Here is an 18,419-nt window from a genome sequence, read left to right on the forward strand (position 1 = left end):
CCACGGCGTGCCGCCTGATCAGGCGAGCGTCAGCAGGCGCGGCCCCGCCTCCCCCGCAGCCCACCAGGACGCGCAGACATCCGATCACCCAGCGCCGTACAGGCACGGCCGCAAAGTCACCGCTGTCTCAGAACGCAGCTCTCTTCCCAAGAGCCGCCCGCCCGCTGCACCATAGCTCCGACGTTCCGCGACAGGTACGCGGCCGGCGCGCGATCCCTGAGCCCGTGCGCCGGCCGTCAGGTCCCGCACACCCCCACCACGGGCACCGACATCGGATGTCCGGCGGTGCCCCGGCGCGAACGCGCTCCCCCCACGGAGGACTTCACCATGCCCAAAGCCCCATGGCGCCACAGGCACGACGACCACCGGCCGGCGGCTCCCGCCGTCCCGCGTCCGCCCCGCCTCCGCCGTGCCTACCCCGCCCACCTCGCCGCGCTCGGCCTGGTCCTGGCCGCCCCCGGCGTCGCCCAGGCCGCGGCGCACCCGGAGCACAACGCGGCACCCCGCGCCGCGGCCGCCTGCATCGCGTCCGGCAACGTGGCCGGCATCACCGCCGCGCTCAACGGTCAGGGCGCCGAGGCGGTCCTGTGTCCCGGCGCGACCTTCAACCTCACCACGCCCATCGGCTTCACGGCGGCGAACCAGAAGATCTACACGCAGGGCCTGCCCACCGACGGCACCCGGGCCACCCTCGTGGTCACCGGCGCGAGCCAGTCCACGGCCGTCCAGGGCAACAACCAGTCCGGGGTCGTGCTGGAGAACCTGCAGATCAACGGCAACCGGCCCGCCCTCGGCCGGATCGCCGGCGGCAGCGGCCTGATCGAGATGGGCGGCAGCGGCAGCAACGAGACCGTGCAGTACGTCAACGCGTACCAGACGCGCGGCTGGTCCACCCTGCACATGGCCGAGGGCCCGGTCACCGACTCCACCCCGACCTGCCAGAACGCCAAGATCCTCAACAACCGCATCGCGCAGGCCGGCACCGGCTCGCCCAGCGGCACCTGGGCGGACGGCATCTCGCTCGCGTGCGGGCACAGCCAGGTCGAGAACAACACCGTGGAGGACGCCACCGACGGCGGCATCGTCATCTTCGGCGCGCCCGGTTCCACCGTGCAGAACAACACGATCACCGCGCTGACCCAGACCGAGCTGGGCGGCATCAACATGGTCGACTACGCCCCGATGAACGGCAATTACACCGGTACGGTGGTCAGCCACAACACCATCGACGGCAAGAGCGCGTTCATCAAGGTGGCCATCGCCATGGGCCCGCAGATCTGGGGCTGCGGCACCGGCACGAACTACGGCGCCTCGGTCACGAACAACACCGTGCAGGGCCAGAACATCGGCTTCGGGTACGCCGTCAACGGCGTGACGAGCTGGACGGTGACCGGCAACACCGACACCGCCCGCCACGTCGGCGTCACCGCGGGCGCCTGCGGCGGGCCGACCTCGCGGCCGGGCGCGTTCCAGTACCAGTCGGCGGGGTCCAGCACCCTGCAGAGCCAGTTCGTCGGCGGGCAGCAGCTGGAATACCTGCTCGGCGTGTCGGAGCCGGACATCCTCAAGGCGGCGACCGCGTCCACCGCGTGCGGGACGCTGCGGGCCGGCCAGGGCCTGTACCCGAGGCAGGCGCTGACCTCCTGCGACGGCCGCTTCACCCTCAACCTCCAGGGTGACGGCAACCTGGTGCTGCGCCAGGGCAGCACCGCCCTGTGGTCCGCCGGCACCGCCGGCAAGGGCACCGCCGAGGCACTGCTCCAGGGCGACGGCAACTTCGTGCTGTACGACGGCACCGCAGCGGGCGTGTGGACCAGCGGCAGCGCTGGCAACTCCGGTGCCTGGCTGAGCGTGCAGAACGACGGCAACACCGTGATCTACTCGGCTGGCGGCACCCCGCTGTGGAGCTCGGGCACGGCCGGCCACTGAGACCGGCGGCCACTGCCCGTCAAAGCCCGACGCGGCGGTCCCGAAGCCTCCGGAACCGAGCCCGACAATTCCGGGCGTGAACTCCGGCGGAGCGGGCAGAAGCCTGCCCGGCACGGATGAGAGCCGGTTCCCCTCCGGCAGACGGGGGAACCGGCTCGCCGTCCGTGCCGGCCGGCCGCCGCGACCTGTGCGGGCGGAGGGCCGCTGGGGCCGGTGGGTATCCTCCGGGGAGTTGCCGCGCGGCAACCCCGCGTGCCGGGGGCGAAGGGGAGGACACAGCCGATGATGCCCGTCCGGCAGGTACATGCCGGGGATCGTCCGTCAGGCGGTGCGCGGGCCGGCCAGGACCCGCGCGGCGCGGCGGCCCCGCCTCCACTGCTCCCCCAGCCCCGGTCCGCGGCCGGCGACCCCGTGCCCGTCGATCCCCAGGAGCCGCTGGTCCTGCTGGTCGAGGACGACCCGGCCGACGCGCTGCTGGTGGAGGAGCTGGTCGCCGACTGCACGCCCGGGATGCGGCTGGCCTGGGCCCGGTCGATGGCCGAGGCCCGGCGGGAGCTGGCCGCTCGCCCGCCGGACTGCGTGCTGCTGGATCTGCACCTGCCCGACGCGCAGGGTCTTGAGGCGGTGGCGGAGATCCAGCGAGCGGCGGTCGGGCTGCCGGTGGTGGTGCTGACCGGCCTGGCCGAGGAGCAGACCGGGCTCGCCGCGGTGTCCGCCGGGGCGCAGGACTACCTGGTCAAGGGCCGAGTGGAGGCCGAGCTGTTCGGCCGCGCGGTGCGGTACGCGATCCAGCGCAAGCAGGCCGAGCACGCCGCGGTGGCGCTGCAGGCCAGCCGGCTGCACGCGCGGGAGAACGCCCGGCTGGAGCGCGGCCTGCTGCCCACCCCGCTGCTTCGCTCGTCGGGCCTTGAGGTGGTGGCCCGGTACCGTCCCGGCCGCGCCCACGCGCTGCTCGGCGGCGACTTCTACGACGTGGTGGAGACCCCTGACGGCACCGTGCACGTGCTGATCGGGGACGTCTCGGGGCACGGCCCGGACGAGGCCGCGCTCGGCGTCGCGCTGCGCATCGCGTGGCGCACGCTGGTGCTCAGCGGGGTCGCCGGGGACCGCCGGCTGCCGATGCTGGAGGAGATACTGGTGGCCGAGCGGGAGGCCGAGCACGTCTTCGCCACCTGCACGATGCTGGCGCTCCCGCCGGACCGGCGGCACTTCGAGGTCGCCCGGGCCGGCCACCCGGGCCTGCTGCTGCGCACCGGCCGGGGCGTGGAGTGGGTGGAGCCGCCGGGCGGCCCGGCGCTGGGCCTGGTGCCGTCGGCGGCGGACTGGCCGGTGCACGAGGTCGAACTGCCCGGCGGGTCGGCCGTGGTGCTGTTCACCGACGGGCTGTACGAGGGGCGCACCGGCCCGGACGGGCAGCGCCTCGGGGAGGACGAACTCCTCGAACTCGCCCGGGCCGCCCACGGACTGGACACCCAGACGTTCGTGGACACGCTGATCGGGCGGGCCGAGGCGCTGGCCGAGCCGTACGGCGGGCTCGCCGACGACGTGGCCGTGGTGCACGTACGGTGGACGGGAGAGGCATGACCGGCACGAGCGGCGTCACTGCTGAGCAGTACGCCGAGCAGAATCCGGACCGGCGGCCGCCCGAGGGTCCCGCGGAACCCCGTCCGGACGACCGGTCCCGGGAACCGCACGCGGTGCGGACCTCCCTGCGCCGGCGCGGGGCGCGGCTGACCGTGCAGAGCTGGTTCCACCTCGCCCTGGCCCTGATGGGCGTGCTGGTGATCGTGGGGACCGTGGTCGGGTCGCAGCTGCTCGCCCGTACCGCCCATGTCTCGGACCGGATGATCTCGCACCTGGACCCGGCGACGACCGAGGCGTACCGCCTGCAGACCGCGCTGGTGGACCAGGAGACCGGTGTGCGCGGGTACGCGATCGCCGCCGACGCGCAGTTCCTCCAGCCGTACACCACGGGCCGGCAGATCGAGCGGCAGTCCGCGGACCGGATCCGTACGGTGCTGGCCGGCCGGCCGGACCTGCTGGCCGACCTCGACGCGATCGAGAAGGCGGCGGACGTCTGGCGGCGGACCAACGCCGAGCCGCTGATCGCCCATGTGACGCCGGGCACCCCGCGGCCGGTGGACCGCAGCACCGCCGAACGCGGGAAGGCCGCCTTCGACCGGGTGCGGTCGCTGTTCGCCGCGCAGAACACGCACCTGACGCAGGCCGGCGCGCAGGCCCACCGGGACCTGGTGCACGTGCGCACGGTGCGGGACGCGGTGCTGGCCGGCATGGTCGCGGTGTTCCTGCTGACCGGGGCCGCGCTGGCGGTGCTGCTGCGGGTGCTGGTGGTACGCCCGCTGCACCGCCTGCGGACCTCCTCGCAGCGGGTGGCCGACGGCGACTTCGTGCACCGGATCAGCGCCTACGGCCCGCAGGACCTCCAGACGGTGGCCGAGGCGGTGGAGGGGATGCGCCGCCGGATCCTGGCGGAGCTGGACTCCTCGCGCGCCCAGCAGGACACGCTGACCCGGCAGGCGGCCGACCTGGACGCGCAGGCCGAGGAGCTGCGCCGGTCCAACTCCGAGCTGGAGCAGTTCGCCTACGTCGCCTCGCACGACCTCCAGGAGCCGCTGCGGAAGGTCGCCTCCTTCTGCCAGTTGCTGGAGAAGCGGTACGGCGACCGGCTCGACGAGCGCGGGCTGCAGTACATCGACTTCGCGGTGGACGGCGCCAAGCGCATGCAGGTGCTCATCAACGACCTGCTCACCTTCTCCCGGGTGGGCAGGGTCAACGACGCCTGGGAGCCGCTGCCGCTGGCCCAGAGCCTGGACAAGGCGCTGGCGAACGTCGACCTCGAGGACAGCGGCGCGGTGATCGAGCGTCCCGAAGAGCTGCCCCAGGTCACCGGTGACCCGACGCTGCTGGTGATGCTGTGGCAGAACCTGCTGGGCAACGCGCTGAAGTTCCGCGACCCGGACCGGCCGCCGGTCGTCTCGGTGACCTGCGAGCCGGAGCCGGACACGCCGGGCATGTGGCGGCTGTGCGTGAGCGACAACGGCATCGGCATCCCGGCGGAGTTCACCGAGAAGGTGTTCGTGATCTTCCAGCGGCTGCACGGGCGGGACGCGTACGGCGGGACGGGTATCGGTCTGGCGATCGCCAAGAAGATCGTCGAGTACCACGGTGGCAGGATATGGATCGACACGGCCCATGCACCGGGGGCACGGTTCTGCTTCACTCTTCCCGCCGCCGAGGTCCCGGCCGAGGCGGAGCCCGACCACGCCGCCGCGCCAGGAGTCCCTTCATGAGCACGTCACCGAGCCCGTCATCGAGCCAGTCCAGTGCCCGGCCCATCGACGTCCTGCTGGTCGAGGACGACCCGGGCGACGAGCTGATGACGCGCGAGGCGTTCGAGGACAACAAGATCCGCAACACCCTGCACGTGGCGCGGGACGGCGAGGAGGCGCTGGACTTCCTCTACCAGCGCGGCGACCACGAGCAGGCGCCACGCCCGGACCTGATCCTGCTGGACCTCAACCTGCCGAAGTACGACGGCCGGCAGATCCTGGAGCAGGTGAAGTCCGACCCGGAGCTGTCGCACATCCCGGTGGTGGTGCTCACCACCTCCTCCGCCGAGGAGGACATCCTGCGCAGCTACCGGCTGCACGCGAACGCGTACGTCACCAAGCCGGTGGACCTGGACCAGTTCATCGCCGCGGTGCGCCAGATCGACGACTTCTTCGTCCAGGTGGTACGGCTGCCCGGCCGCCGCTGACCGGGCCGCCGGGGCCTGCCCGTCCGGCCGGCCCGCCCCCGGACGGGGACGGGCCGGCCGGACCTACTTACCGGGCCGCCGTACCGGACTCAGCCGGTGTAACTGCGCGGCACGTTGAAGCCCTCGACGACCACCTGCGGCAGCCGGCCGTCCGAGGTCGGGTGCGGCCAGTTGGCCGTGAGGGCGTGCTCCTCACCGGGCAGCAGCCACAGGTAGTTGTCGCCGACGTAGGCCGGCAGGATCCGCCGGCCGGTCGCGCGGTCGCGCAGCGAGATCCGCACCATGGCCGCCACGGCGGTGCCGGTGTTGCGGACCGTCGCGGTCAGCGCGCCGGCCTGCTGCCCGCTCGCCCGCACCCGGCGGGTGCCGGTGACCGCCACGCGTGCGGCGGACAGCGAGGTGAGGGCGGTCAGGTCGGCGGGACGCCGGTAGCGCCAGTAGGTGTTGGCGGACAGGGCCGTCCCGTCGGCGCCGGTCAGCTCCAGCCGCACCAGGTGCGGGGAGGGGAAGGCGTCCGGGAAGGGCGCCACCGGGCCGGTCGCGGTGGCCGAGGACGCGAGGTCCGCGGTCGCGGTGACCGGGTCGGCCAGCCGGTTTCCGAGCAGGTCGTAGGCGGTGGCGGTGACCGTGACGCCGGTCAGCGCCGCCGGGGTGTGGTTGACCGCGGTGATCTGCCCGTCGGAGGGCCGCAGTTGGACGTGGACGGGCTCGCACGCCTTGCGGGCGCCGTGGTAGAAGCCGTTGGTGTCCAGGTCGTAGTCGTAGGTCTGCCACACCGTGCTGTACCAGGCCGGGTGGGACATCCACAGCAGCAGGCCGGAGGCGTTGTTCCACAGCGCGCTGTTCCACGCCTCGAACATCGCCCGCGCGTTCTCGTAGTTGACCAGTTGCGCCTTGGCGGTGAAGGTGTCCAGGTCGCCGGAGGTGCCGAGCCGGTCCTCGATGGCCTGCTGGTAGCTCTGCGGCGACTGGGCGCCGTTGCGGGCCCAGTCGTGCGCGCCCCACACCTCGCCGATCGGCCAGGCCGCCTCGTCGCCGGCCAGGTTGCGCATGGTGTCGGCGACCGGGAGGACGGGCATGCCGATCTCGGTGTGGAAGCCGAAGTTCCCGGTGCCGTAGTAGCTGCCGGGGTCGGTCCAGCCGTAGGGGCCGTGGCCCTTGACCACGCCGTCGGCGGAGGAGCCGAGGTAGAAGGCGTCGGGGTGCTCCTGCGCGACGGCCTGCTTGACCCCGTCGTCGATCGGCGCGGGCGGCGCGCCCTCGTTGGCGCCGCACCACACCGCGAGGCTCGCGTGGTTGCGGAAGGCGCGGATCGTGTCGCGGGCCAGCGCCAGGTACGTGGGGTGGTCCGGCGGGTCCATGGACCAGCCGTCCCAGAAGTCGTTCCACACCAGCAGGCCGTTCTCGTCGCAGGCGGCGAAGAACTCCTCGCGGTTGCTGCACCCGGTCCAGTTGCGGATCATGGTGAAGTTCTGGTCGCGGTGCAGGGCGACGGTGTCGGCGGTGCGGGTGCCGAGCACGCGCCGCAGGAGTTCGTCGAAGCCCCAGTTGCCGCCGCGGCAGAACACCTTGGTGCCGTTGACGGAGATCTCCAGCGGCTGGACCGGGCGCTGGACGACGTGTGTCGCGTCGGTCCACTGCTGCCCGTCCGGCGAGACCTGGATCGTGAAGTCGGTGGCGTACGCGACCTCCCACTCGATCACGACGTGGTCGATGTCCGCGCCCGCGCCGAGGTCGAGCTGGATCCACTGGTTGTCGGCATAGCCGGAGGACCAGCGGGTGTTCGAGTCGCCGTCGGTGACGTTGCCGGGCGGGCCGGCGCTGGAGTCGGTGGAGGACGCGGTGGCGGGCTTGCCGCGCGCGAGGTCCGTGGTGTGGTCGCCGGCCGCGTACACCGACAGCGTCCACATCGAGATGCCGTACTGGGTGGCGCGGTGGGCCGCGGTCAGCCGTACGTACCGGCCCTGCACGGCGGTGAAGTCCAGGGTCTGCAAGCCGTGGCCGTTGGTCATCGGGATCGGCATGCTGAAGTCGAAGCCGAACTGGCGGATGCCGAACCGGAAGGTGCGCTCGTCGCTGTCAGCGCCGTCGACGGCGGCGCTGACGGTCATGTCGTGCAGCACCGGGTCGCCGTAGCCGTTGGGCCACCACAGCCGAGGATGGTCGACGCGCAGCGCGGGGAAGCGGTCGGGGGCGAGCACCACGTCCTGGGTGGCGCCGGCCGGCACGGTGACGGTGGTGCGGACGCTCGCCCTGCCGGAGCCGGCGTCGAAGGCGGCGGTCACGGTGACCTGCTGGTCCTGCTCCGCGGTGTTGGTGACCGGCACGGTGACGGTCAGCTCGGCGGTGGACAGGTGGCCGGGCAGCTTGGTGGACACGTACGGGTCGGTGACCACCGCGGTGCCGGTCGAGCGCAGCCGCACGTGGTTCCAGATGCCGGTGGCGCGGTCGCGGACCGGCGGCATCCAGTCCCAGCCGGAGATCGACATGTACGTCGGGGAGTTGCGGTTCATGGTGCCGCTGCCCGCGTCCAGCCAGGAGTCGCCGGTCTGGCCCTTGTCGGCGGGGCTGCCGGGGTACGGCATCGGGTCGACACGGACCGCGAGGACGTTCTCGGCCTCTCCGGGGCGCAGCAGGCCGGTGATGTCGAAGGCGGCGCGGGCGAAGGGGTGGGTGATCTCGCCGAGTCTGCTGCCGTTGAACCAGAACTCGGCGTGGTGGTTCACGCCGTCGAACTCCAGCCGGACACGGCGGCCGGCCCGGCGGTCCAGGCCGGCCGGCAGGCGGAAGACCCTGCGGTACCACCAGGAGTGCCGGGACAGGGCCTCGGGGATGCGCAGGTTGTTGCGGCCGCGCACCGGGTCGGGCAGTTTGCCCTGCTCGACCAGGGCGGCGAGCACCGTACCGGGGACGGTGGCGGGCAGCCAGTCGGAGACGTCCACGCCCTGGCCGGACAGCACGGCGCCGTCCGTGGAGGGCGCGAAGTCGTCGGTGGTCACGCTCCAGCCGGACTCGACCGGCACCGTGCCGTCGGCGGCGACGGTCAGCTCCGGCGGCGGGCCGGGCGGGGTGTGCCAGTCGGTCCAGCCCTCGGCGTCGGGCCGCCGGCCTGCCGCGGTGCCGTGCACGCGCAGCCCGTTGAGGCCGAGCGGCGCGGCGCTGGACCGCTTGGTCGCGGTCATCCGCACGTACCGGCCGCGGGCCGGCGGGTCCAGCGGCAGGGTGACCGTGCCGCCGCGCCCGTCGTCCTCCTGGTGGACGGTGCGCCAGGTGGAGTTGTCGGTGGAGACCTCCAGGGTGAACGCGGTCGCGCAGCTGGACTGGATCTCGTTGCCGAGCGAGCCCTCGCGGGAGTGCGCCCCGGACGGCGGCAGGTAGGGCACGTCGCTCGCGGTGGCCTCGAAGACCAGGTCGACCGCGGTGACGGTGCAGACCGCCTCCAGGTCGACGGCGATCCACTGCGGGTCGCCGGGGCCGGCCCGCCAGCCGCTGCCGCGTACTCCGGTGGCGTCGAAGCCGTCCACGGCGAAGGACGGGACGGTGGCGGCGTAGGCCTGCGAGGAGACGGTCACCGGGCGGTAGCGGGCCAGGTCCGCGTCGGGGCCGGAGCCGGCGCCCGGTTCGGCGGCGCGGGCGAGGGCGGCGGGCAGCAGCACGCCCGCTCCCCACGCGGCCAGCACGGTGGTGTTGGCGGCCAGGAACCGGCGGCGGGACAGCCCTGAGCCGCCGCCGGACTGATCGCTCGGCGGCTCCCCGGGGGACGGTGCCTGCGGCGGTACGGGGTCGCGCACGGGTAACTCCTTCATCGGTCGCGGGAATGGTGGGGTGCGGTGGTTCCTGATGCCGGGTTCCTGACGCGGGACGAAGCCGGCGGGCCTGACGGGGCGTTGCTGACTGCCCGTTGCCGGGGCAGCGCTCAGGACCCGTAGACCTCCACGTCCCACAGCGAGAAGCCGTAGGAGGTGGCGCGCGTGATCAGGTCCAGCCGCACGTAGCGGCCGCTGACGGAGAGGTTCGGGAAGTCCATCCAGCCGGACGCGGTGTTGCCGGTCACGTTGGTGACGGTGGTCCAGGTGTGCCCGTCCGCGGAGACGTCGATCGCGAAGTCCCGGGCGGTGGCGGTCTCCCAGTTGAGCTTGACCTCGGTGAGCGAGTGCACCGCGCCGAGGTCGATCTGCAGCCACTGGTTGTCGGCGTAGTCGCTGGTCCAGCGGGTGGAGCTGTTGTTGTCGACGGTCTTGTCCGGGGTGACGTCGCCGTCGGAGGTACGAGTGGAGGAGGCGGTGGCGGTCGCGCCGTAGGACAGCAGGACGGCGGTGGGCGGGGCGGCGATCGGGGTGAAGGACAGCGCGACGCGGGTGCGGCCGGCCGGAAGGGTGACGCGGGTGCCGGTGCGGCCGGCGGTGCCGAGCGGGCCGACCTGGCGGCGGCGCGCGCCGACCGTGAGCGCCACGTCGGACAGGCCCGGCGGCAGGGAGAGTTCGACGCTCTGCCGGGTCCCGGAGTGCAGGGTGGCGGTCACGGTGCCGGACGGGTAGTCCCAGACGAGTTCCTCGACGGTGACCCGGCCGCGGGCCAGGATGCCGCGGATGGCGCCGGTGCCCAGGGCGCTGGGCAGGGCGGGCAGCAGGTCCAGCCGGCCGGGCGCGGAGAACACCAGCGCGTTGTGCAGCACGGCCGGGATGCCGCCGCTGGCGTCCACGTTGAACACGTTGAGGTTGTCGTAGTGCGAGGGCACCAGGCTGGTGTGGAAGACGCTGTCGGCGGCCATCAGGGTGAGGAAGTTCCAGATGTCGTCGCCGCGGCCGAGGCGGGCCGCGCACAGCGAGGCCTGCATGCGGTAGTGCGACTCGGACTCGCCGACGCTGCGGATCTTCTTCTCGTAGCTCCTGGCCGCGGCCGTCCACAGCTCGGGGGTGTCCTCCGGGCTGAACTCGTGGCTGACGAAGAGCGGGTAGAGCGAGGACAGGTGCCGGTGCGCCGGGAATTCCAGCATGTTCGGCTCGATGAACTCCTTGAGCGAGCCGTCCGCCACCGCCTTGACGCCGGTCTCCATCTGCCAGTTCGGCGGCGGGGTGCCGCCGGTGGTCCGGGCGGTGTTGATCATGTACGCCGGGAAGTGCGTCAGCAGTTCGCGCCAGCGGGCCACGCCATCGGCCTCGATGCCCAGGACGGTGCAGCCCTCGATGAGGTTGGTCAGCACTTCCTTGGCGACCGCGAAGTCGATGGTGGCGTTGTCGGCGAAGGCGCACTCGTAGGAGAAGGAAGGGGTGGAGCGCAGGGTGCCGTCGGCGTCGCGGACCCACCAGTCCTCGTAGAACAGCGCGCATTCCTTCAGGTACGGCAGCGCCCGGTCGCGCAGGAAGCGCAGGTCGCCGGTGTAGCGGTACTGGTCGTAGAAGTAGTGGCCGAGCCAGCCGGCGATGGAGACCTGGTTGAACCACTGCCAGTCGTGGTTCTGCTGGAAGTACGTGCCCTGGTCCTGCATGCGCGCGGGGTAGAGGATGCCGCGGCAGCCGGCCAGCTTGGTGGCACCCTCCTGCCAGGAGGGGACGCCGGACTCGATCAGCGAGAAGAAACCTTCCATCAGCTCGGGCATGGCGCCGCTGACCGTGGAGTCCACGGCGAGCTGGAGGTTGGCGTCGGCGCTGTAGTCGCTGTGCCACGGCGGGGACCAGTTGCCGTTCCAGATGCCCTGGAGGTTGGGCGGCAGGTCGCCGCTGGCGGAGAGGACCACGTAGCGGCAGGCGTCGTAGACCTTCTCCAGCAGGGCCTTGGGCATGGTGCGCTCGCGCACGGCTTGGGCGAGCAGGGCGTCGGTGGTCAGGCCGCGGTCGGCGCCGCCACCGAAGTCGACGCTGACCCGGTTGTACAGCTCGCCGTGGACGGCGGCGTGCGGGCCGATCAGGCCGTTGTAGTCCGCGGGCAGCCGGTGCAACTGGCGGGCGAGTTCGTCCACTCCCCCGGTCTGCGGCGGGCGCCAGCGCTCGATGCGGATGAGGACCAGGATCTCGTCGGCGCCCTGCACGGTGGCGGTGCCGTTGTCGACGGCGAGGGTGCCGCCGCGGGTCCGGAAGGTGACCACGCCGTCGTAACCGCCGTTGCCGGGGGCGTAGAGGTTGTGGAAGCCGATCCAGTCCGGGCCCTGGGCCGGGCCGGGGGTGATCTGCTTGGTGCCGACCGGGCCGAGGGAGAAGGTCGCGCTGAGGGCGCCCGCGCCGGGGCCGGTGAACTGGATTACGACAACGTTGTCGGGGCGCGAGGCGAACGCTTTTGTGGCGAAGGAACCTGCCGTGCCCTGCCAGGTGGTGGTCACCTCGCCGGTCTCGAAGTTCTCCGCGCGCCGGTAGTCGCTGGCCTGGTCCGCGCCGGTGAGGGAGCAGTTGAGGAACAGGCCGGGGTGGTAGTCGATGGACTCGTCGGGGGCCAGGCCGTGCGCCTTGGACTGCTGGAAGGACCAGTCGAGCATCGCCGCGTAGCCCTGGTCCTTGATCGTCTCGCGGATCTGGGGCACGAAGGCGGCGGTCTCGGCGATCGTGCGCTGCTCCGGGGAGTACTGCGAGGTGTACAGCTTGCTGTTGTTGACCAGGACGACGGGGCTTTCCGGGCGGCCGTACAGGACGGCGCCGAGGTTGCCGTTGCCGGTGACGAACCCGCTCTCCCAGTTCTCGGTCCACGACGTGCTGACCGCGCCGCGCGGCCCGGCCTGCGCGGCGTCGCCGGGTCTGCCGGCCGTGCCGGATGCTCCGGCGTCGTCCGCGCGGGCCTGGCCGGCGGTGGCCAGGGGCACCACACCGGTCGCCACCGCCCCTCCCGCCACCTGGAGGAATCCCCGTCGACTGACTCTGCTGCCCATACGGCTCACCAACCGCCTTCCATAGAAGAGCGATACATCGGATGACTGAGCCTTGTATAGGGCGACGGGTGGGGTGTGTAAAGGGATTGCGCAAGGTTCGGTCACAGCACCCACCGTGACCTGCGGGACCGTACGAGGCGTCAATACGCCAGGCTCTCGGGGCTGTGCGGGTGCTGTGAGGCGACGAGCGGAAGCGGCCGCGAGGGCCGGCGGGGTGCACGAATGACCTGGGAGGGATCCCACCTGAGCAGTAAGGCTTGACGATTCATCGGATGAACCGATAGGACTGCCGTTGGTCGGCACAGACGGGGGCGTCCCGGCGGGGCGCCCCCGGCCGGACTACGGTGCACGCGGCGATGTGTTGCGCGGTCCCGGTGCGCCGGGCGCGCCGGGAGACGGCCTCGCCGGTCCCATGCCGGCGATCGGGCGATGGGCGGTACCCGCGGTCAGGCCAGCGTCGCGGCCAGGAACCGGAACTGCTCGGCGGTCTGGTGCGCCGCGCCGCCCTCGTGCCCGTCGAAGGGCCACACCGTGATGTCCTTGGCCGCACCCGCCCAGCGGTTGTAGGCCGCGAAGACCGTGGAGGGAGGGCAGGTGGTGTCCATCAGGGCGACCGAGAACAGGGCCGGCGCCGTCGCCCGGGCGGCGAGGTTCATCCCGTCGAAGTAGTCCAGCGTGGCGAACGCCCGCTCCACGGCGTGCCGGTGGGTACGGCACCAGGTGGCCAGTTCGCGGTAGGGGTGGTCGTCGGTGATCCGCACGGCCCGCCGTACATGGCACAGGAAGGGCACGTCGACCACGGCCGCGGCCACCCGGTCGCCCAGGGCCGCCGCGGCGATCGCGGTGCCGCCGCCCTGGCTCGCGCCGAGCACCGCGATCCGGTCCGGGTCGATCCGCGGGTGGGTGCGGGCGGTGTCCACCGCGCGCACCGCGTCGGTGAACAGCCGCCGGTAGTAGTACGTCTGCGGCGAGCCGATGCCGCGGGTGAGGTAACCCGGCGTCTGGGGCGCGCCCGAGGGGTCGGGGTCGGCGGTCACCGCGTGGGTGTGGCCGTCGCTGCCCTGGCCGCGGTTGTCCATCACCAGGTGGGCGTAGCCGGCGGCCGACCAGGTCAGGTACTCGTGCGGGAAGCCGCGGCCGCCGTTGTAGCCGACGAACTGCACCACGCAGGGCAGCCGCCCCTCGATGTGCCGGGGCAGCAGCAGCCAGGCCCGCACCGGCTGCCCCGCGTACCCGCCGAAGGTCACGTCGTACACGTCCACCGTGCGCAGCCCGCTGTCGTACGGCTCGAAGCGCGCCGCTCCGGCCGCCGCCCGCGACTCGGCGAGGGTGGCCCGCCAGAAGGCGTCGAGGTCGGCGGGCCCACTCGGCTCGGGCCGGTAGGACCGCAGCTCGGACAGGGGCAGGTCGAACAGCACGGGCAGGTCACTCCTTGGTCGCCCCGGCGAGCATCCCCGAGACCAGGGTGCGCTGGGAGAACAGGAACAGGACGAGGACGGGCAGGATCGCGACGATGATCGCGAGCGACAGCTCCGGGATGGTGATGTTCAGCCCGGCCCCGGCCACCGGGTTGAAGGACGGGGTGGAGGACAGCAACTGGTTCAGGCCGACCTGGATCGGAAACTGGTTGCTGTTGGGCAGCACCAGGTAGGGCAGGAAGAAGTTGTTCCAGTTGCCGACGAAGCTGAAGAAGGCCACCAGGCCGACGACCGGCTTGGCCAGCGGCAGCGCGATCCGAGAGAAGAGCTGCCACTCCGAGCAGCCGTCGATGCGGGCGGCGGACAGCAGGTCGCGGGGCAGGCTGGTGGCGAAGTAGATGTACACCAGGTACACCCCGAACGGGTAGAACGAGAACGGCAGGATCACCGACCAGACCGTCCCGATCAGGTGGAACCGGTTCAGCTCCAGGAAGATCGGCAGCACCAGCGTCGCCGACGGCATGATCATGCTCACCAGGGTGATCACGAGCAGCGTCTTGCGGCCGCGGAATCTGGTCAGCGCCAGCGCGTAGCCGGCCGGCACGCTGGTCAGCAGCGTGAGCACCAGCGAACCGGCGGAGTAGATAGCGGAGTTGCGCAGCCACACCAGCAGGGCATGGTCCTGGAACGAGAACAGGTGCCGCCAGGCCCGGCCGACCTGGGCGAAGGAGCCGAAGGACAGCGGATTGTCGTGCACGATCTGGTCGGCGGTCTTGGTGGGCGCCAGCAGCAGCCAGATCACCGGCAGCACGAAGAACACCAGGAGGACGGCGAGCAGGAGACCGATCACCAGGAACGACGCGGCCCGGGAGGGCGTGGCGCGCAGCCGGGCGGAACCGCGGGCGGGGGCGAGTTGGGTCATTTCTCAACCGTCATTTCTCGTCCAACGTGAACATGTTCGAGCGGGCCACGAGGAGGCCGGCGCACAGCAGGCCGAGGACCAGCAGGAAGACGGAGATGGCGGCGGCGCCGTTGAAGTCGCCCTGCTGGAAGGCGTAGACGTAGGCGAGCTGGTTGGGCGACCAGGTGGGGCTCACCCGGCCCAGGCTCGCGGTCTGCAGCAACTGGGGTTCGACGAACAACTGGGTGCCGCCGGCGAAGGCCAGGATCGTCATGTACGCGATCCACTGGCGGATCATCGGGATCTGCACGTACCAGGCGGTGCGCCAGGGACCGGCGCCGTCCATCCGGGCGGCCTCCAGCACCTCGTCGGGGATGTTGTTCAGCGCCCCGTACATCACCACCATCCAGCCGCCGGCGCCGGTCCAGAAGGCGATCAGCATGAAGATCCACGGCAGGTTGCCGGGGGCGAGCACGGCCGCGAAGCTGTGCATGCCGAGCGCGCTGAGCAGCCAGGACACCGGGCTGACGTCCGGGTCCAGCATGAACAGCCACACCAGGACGCTGGCCACACCGGCGAGCGCGCCCGGGATGTAGTAGAGGAACCGGAAGAGCGCCGACACCCCCGGGCGGACCCGGCCGCGCAGCACCACCGCGACCAGCACGGTGAGCACGACCAGCGTCACCAGCCACAGCGCCAGGTAGACCAGGACGTGGCTGAAGGCCGGCACGAAGCGGTAGTCGCGGGCGACCTTGGTGAACTGGTTGATGCCGGTGAACTGGCCGCGGTCGTTGGTGAAGGCCAGGTAGAAGGCGTAACAGGTCGGGAAGACACCGAAGGCGAGCAGCAGCAGGGTGTAGCCCGCGACGAAGAAGTAGCCGGCTCTGCCCCCGGCCCGCCGCCGCGGCGTGTGGCCGCGGCGGCGGGCGGGCAGGGAGACCGGCCGGGTCTCCAGCAACGTCATTGGTTGGTCACCTGGTATCCGTCGGCCTTGGCCTCGTCGCTGATCGCGCTCTGCCAGGCCGGCAGGGTCGCGGTGAGCGTCTTGCCGGCGGTCAGGGCCGGCAGCACCACGCTGGACCAGGCGGTGGCGTCGGAGAACTTGGTGTTCGACCAGCCGGTCCACACCTCGTTCGCCGCCTGCTGGAAGGGGCCGCTCACGTCGGTGGCGAAGTAGTCGCGGTTGGCGGGGTTGGCCAGCCACGCGGTCGCGGCCGGGGCGTAGGCCGGGTAGGTGGGGGCGGCGGCCTGGTTGTCGTTGGAGGTGGTCAGCCAGGTCACCAGGTCGGTGGACGCCTTGAGGTTGGCGCTGTGCGAGGAGACCATCCACACCCCGCCGCCGACGTTGCCGGTGCTGGGCGTGGTCTCACCGGGCCAGGTCAGCGGCGCGGACGCGGCCATCTGCTTGGCGGGGGTGTTGAAGGCCGCCTTGAACAGGTACTGGCCGTACCAGGAGGGGCCGTAGGCCATGAGCACCTTGGAGCCGCTGCTCTTGGCGAAGCCCTGGCTGAAGAAGCCCTCGGTGCTGACGGCCTTGGCGGCGATCAGCTTGTCCAGCAACGTGGACATCCGGGTGCACTTGGGGTCCTTCAGGGCCACCCGCAGGCTGTTCGGGCCGGTGGACTGGAAGGCGGGGCACTGGCTGGACCAGAAGTACGACTCCTGGGAGTTGGTGTCGCCCACCGAGCCGACCAGGTAGCCGGGGTGCTCCTTGGCGACCTTCTCGCCCAGGGCCTCGTACTGGTCCCAGGTGGTGGGGACCTGGTAGCCCCACTTGTCCATGAGGGTCTTGTTGTACCAGAGCACGACCTGCGCGATGTCGTTGCGCATGCAGTAGGTGTGGCCGTTGAACTGGCAGGGAGCGAGCGAGCCCTTGGCGAAGCCGGCCAGGGTCGCCTGCGGCACCAGGCTCTGGTCCAGCGGCGCGGCGAACGGCTTGGCACCCGGCTTGGTCGGGGCCGAGGCCCAGGTCACGTCGGTGGGCGAGCCGAAGACGACGTCCGGCCAGCCGCTGCCGGTGCGGTCGAAGAGCTGGACCTTGGTCTGCAGGTACGTGGAGCCGTCCGCGCCGCCGTCGTAGGTGACGATCTTCATCTTCACGTCGGGGTGCGACTTCTGGTACGCCTGGACCGAGGGCAGCCGGGTCGAGTCCGCCCACACCGTGATCTGGGCGCCGTCCTTCTGGCCGGCCGGCTTGAAGGTCGCGCTGCCGGACCCGGAGGGAGTGGTGGAGGTGGAGGCGCTGGCGCCGCAGCCGGCCAACGCGACCACGCCGGCCAGGGCGGCGGCCAGCGCGCCGATGCGCGCCCCGCGGCGGGGGGAGGCGGTTCTCGGGGAACCGGTAGACCTCATCGTCTTGCCTTTCCGATAGGTGCAGGAGGGTGCGTCAGGGCCCAGGTCAGCGCGGCTGCTCGACGAAACGCCGCAGCTCACTGCCGTACCCGAAGTCGAGCGGGAGGGCGATGCCCGGCCCGGCGGGAGCGTGCACGAGTCCCTGGTCGTCCACGTGGCGCTCGCGGACGACGGTGGCCGAGGTGACCAGGGACTCGTAGTAGGTGGTGTTGGAGATCGCCATGCACAGGTGGTGGTTGGGGATGTCGGAGCCGTGCACCTCGGCGCGCAGCCGGAAGGCGTCGGCGAGGTGGGCGGTGCGCATGGCGCCGGTGATGCCGCCGCGCAGCGTGGTCCCGGCGCGCACCCCGAAGGTGGCGGCGCCGGCCTTGATGAAGTCGGCGGAGTTCATGTGCGCGCCGTCGGAGGTCTCGGCGACCAGCAGCGGGACGTGGACCGCGTCGGCGAGCCGCTGGTAGGCGCTGACGCTGAACTCGCGCATCGGCTCCTCGTACCAGAGGTAGTCCGCCTCGGACAGCGCGTGCCCGAGGTAGATCGCGTCCGGCAGGTCGAAGCCGGCCGACCCGTCGTACATCAGCGGCACATCGGGGCCGACGTGGGCGCGCAGCGCCTGGCACAGGGCGGCGTCGCGGCGGGCGTCGCCCCAGGCGTGCAGCTTGATGCCCCGGTAGCCCAGCGCCAGGCACTGGTCGGCGACGTGCAGGAACTCCTCGGTGGTGGCGAAGGTGGAGGTGGAGGCGTAGGCCGGGATGGCCTCGCGGAAGCCGCCGAGCAACTGCCACACCGGCTGCCCGCTGACCCGCCCGGCGAGGTCCCACAGGGCGATGTCGATCAGGCCGAGGGTGGGCAACGGCAGTTCGTGGATCCGGTCGAGCTCCCAGATCCGGTGCCAGAGCCATTCGCGCTGGAAGGGGTCGGCGCCCAGGAGCTCGTCCCGGAACACCCGGTCGACCAGATCCCGCAGGGTGACGGCGGCCCCCGGCCGGGCGAACACCGCCACCCCCTCGGCACCTTCGTCGGTGCCGATGTGCAGGACCGCGCCGTCGCCCACCACCGGGCTGCCGCTCAGCCCGTCCCTCCAGCGGAAGGGCGGGTCGGCCGCCGGAACGTCGATCCGGTGGACTTCGACATGAGTGATCTTCATCGTGACTTTCTTTTCGGTCGGTCGGGTCGGCCGGGTCCCGC

General features: G+C 72.0%; 11 protein-coding genes. 4 read left to right on the top strand and 7 right to left on the bottom strand.

The window, feature by feature from the left end:
* Positions 1 to 327: 327 nt before the first annotated feature.
* The 4 genes from ITX44_RS29955 (at position 328) to ITX44_RS29970 (ending at position 5,707) form a co-directional block, all read left to right on the top strand.
* On the top strand, positions 328 to 1,929 hold the full coding sequence (locus ITX44_RS29955; protein ID WP_205360991.1) for a right-handed parallel beta-helix repeat-containing protein: 1,602 nt from the start codon (positions 328 to 330) through the stop codon (positions 1,927 to 1,929).
* A gap of 411 nt (positions 1,930 to 2,340) precedes the next feature.
* Positions 2,341 to 3,513 (top strand): PP2C family protein-serine/threonine phosphatase, encoded by a 1,173-nt coding sequence (locus tag ITX44_RS29960; RefSeq protein WP_307795556.1) that lies wholly within the window; start codon positions 2,341 to 2,343, stop codon positions 3,511 to 3,513.
* Between the two features lie 185 nt (positions 3,514 to 3,698).
* Positions 3,699 to 5,240 carry a sensor histidine kinase gene (locus ITX44_RS29965; RefSeq protein WP_236061980.1) on the top strand — a complete coding sequence of 514 codons (1,542 nt, stop codon included), beginning with the start codon at positions 3,699 to 3,701 and terminating at the stop codon, positions 5,238 to 5,240.
* A complete protein-coding gene (locus tag ITX44_RS29970; RefSeq protein ID WP_205360993.1) occupies positions 5,237 to 5,707 on the top strand; it encodes a response regulator in 471 nt (156 codons plus the stop codon). The genes ITX44_RS29965 and ITX44_RS29970 overlap by 4 nt, the downstream gene beginning before the upstream one ends.
* 89 nt (positions 5,708 to 5,796) lie before the next feature.
* Here the strand turns inward: ITX44_RS29970 and ITX44_RS29975 are convergent, their stop codons facing one another.
* From ITX44_RS29975 to ITX44_RS30005, 7 genes are all read right to left on the bottom strand, one after another.
* Complete coding sequence (locus tag ITX44_RS29975) at positions 5,797 to 9,498, bottom strand: discoidin domain-containing protein (RefSeq protein ID WP_307795557.1); 3,702 nt, start codon at positions 9,496 to 9,498, stop codon at positions 5,797 to 5,799.
* 125 nt (positions 9,499 to 9,623) lie between these two features.
* Positions 9,624 to 12,512 (bottom strand): glycosyl hydrolase family 95 catalytic domain-containing protein, encoded by a 2,889-nt coding sequence (locus tag ITX44_RS42375; RefSeq protein WP_205360996.1) that lies wholly within the window; start codon positions 12,510 to 12,512, stop codon positions 9,624 to 9,626.
* Positions 12,513 to 13,009: 497 nt separating this feature from the next.
* Positions 13,010 to 13,981: an acetylxylan esterase gene (locus tag ITX44_RS29985; RefSeq protein ID WP_372441031.1), complete on the bottom strand. Its 972-nt coding sequence runs from the start codon at positions 13,979 to 13,981 to the stop codon at positions 13,010 to 13,012.
* A gap of 7 nt (positions 13,982 to 13,988) precedes the next feature.
* Entirely contained in the window at positions 13,989 to 14,903 is a 915-nt protein-coding gene (locus tag ITX44_RS29990) for a carbohydrate ABC transporter permease (protein ID WP_205360998.1), read from the bottom strand.
* A gap of 10 nt (positions 14,904 to 14,913) precedes the next feature.
* Positions 14,914 to 15,846 carry a carbohydrate ABC transporter permease gene (locus ITX44_RS29995; RefSeq protein WP_205361000.1) on the bottom strand — a complete coding sequence of 311 codons (933 nt, stop codon included), beginning with the start codon at positions 15,844 to 15,846 and terminating at the stop codon, positions 14,914 to 14,916.
* Positions 15,843 to 17,234 (bottom strand): ABC transporter substrate-binding protein, encoded by a 1,392-nt coding sequence (locus ITX44_RS30000; protein ID WP_205361002.1) that lies wholly within the window; start codon positions 17,232 to 17,234, stop codon positions 15,843 to 15,845. Before ITX44_RS30000 ends, ITX44_RS29995 begins: the two co-directional genes overlap by 4 nt.
* 46 nt (positions 17,235 to 17,280) lie before the next feature.
* The gene (locus ITX44_RS30005; protein WP_205361004.1) at positions 17,281 to 18,378 is read right to left on the bottom strand and encodes an enolase C-terminal domain-like protein; all 1,098 of its coding nucleotides are present in this window, start codon (positions 18,376 to 18,378) and stop codon (positions 17,281 to 17,283) included.
* Between the last annotated feature and the right edge of the window lie 41 nt (positions 18,379 to 18,419).

The sequence above is a fragment of the Actinacidiphila acididurans genome, from assembly GCF_016918855.1.
GTDB classification, from domain to species: Bacteria; Actinomycetota; Actinomycetes; order Streptomycetales; family Streptomycetaceae; genus Actinacidiphila; species Actinacidiphila acididurans.

Coding starts and splice junctions, on each gene's coding strand:
- ITX44_RS29965 (WP_236061980.1), top strand. CDS start 3,699: ATGGGCGTGCTGGTGATCGTGGGGACCGTGGTCGGGTCGCAGCTGCTC.
- ITX44_RS29955 (WP_205360991.1), top strand. CDS start 328: ATGCCCAAAGCCCCATGGCGCCACAGGCACGACGACCACCGGCCGGCG.
- ITX44_RS30005 (WP_205361004.1), bottom strand. CDS start 18,378: ATGAAGATCACTCATGTCGAAGTCCACCGGATCGACGTTCCGGCGGCC.
- ITX44_RS29990 (WP_205360998.1), bottom strand. CDS start 14,903: ATGACCCAACTCGCCCCCGCCCGCGGTTCCGCCCGGCTGCGCGCCACG.
- ITX44_RS29995 (WP_205361000.1), bottom strand. CDS start 15,846: ATGACGTTGCTGGAGACCCGGCCGGTCTCCCTGCCCGCCCGCCGCCGC.
- ITX44_RS30000 (WP_205361002.1), bottom strand. CDS start 17,234: ATGAGGTCTACCGGTTCCCCGAGAACCGCCTCCCCCCGCCGCGGGGCG.
- ITX44_RS29970 (WP_205360993.1), top strand. CDS start 5,237: ATGAGCACGTCACCGAGCCCGTCATCGAGCCAGTCCAGTGCCCGGCCC.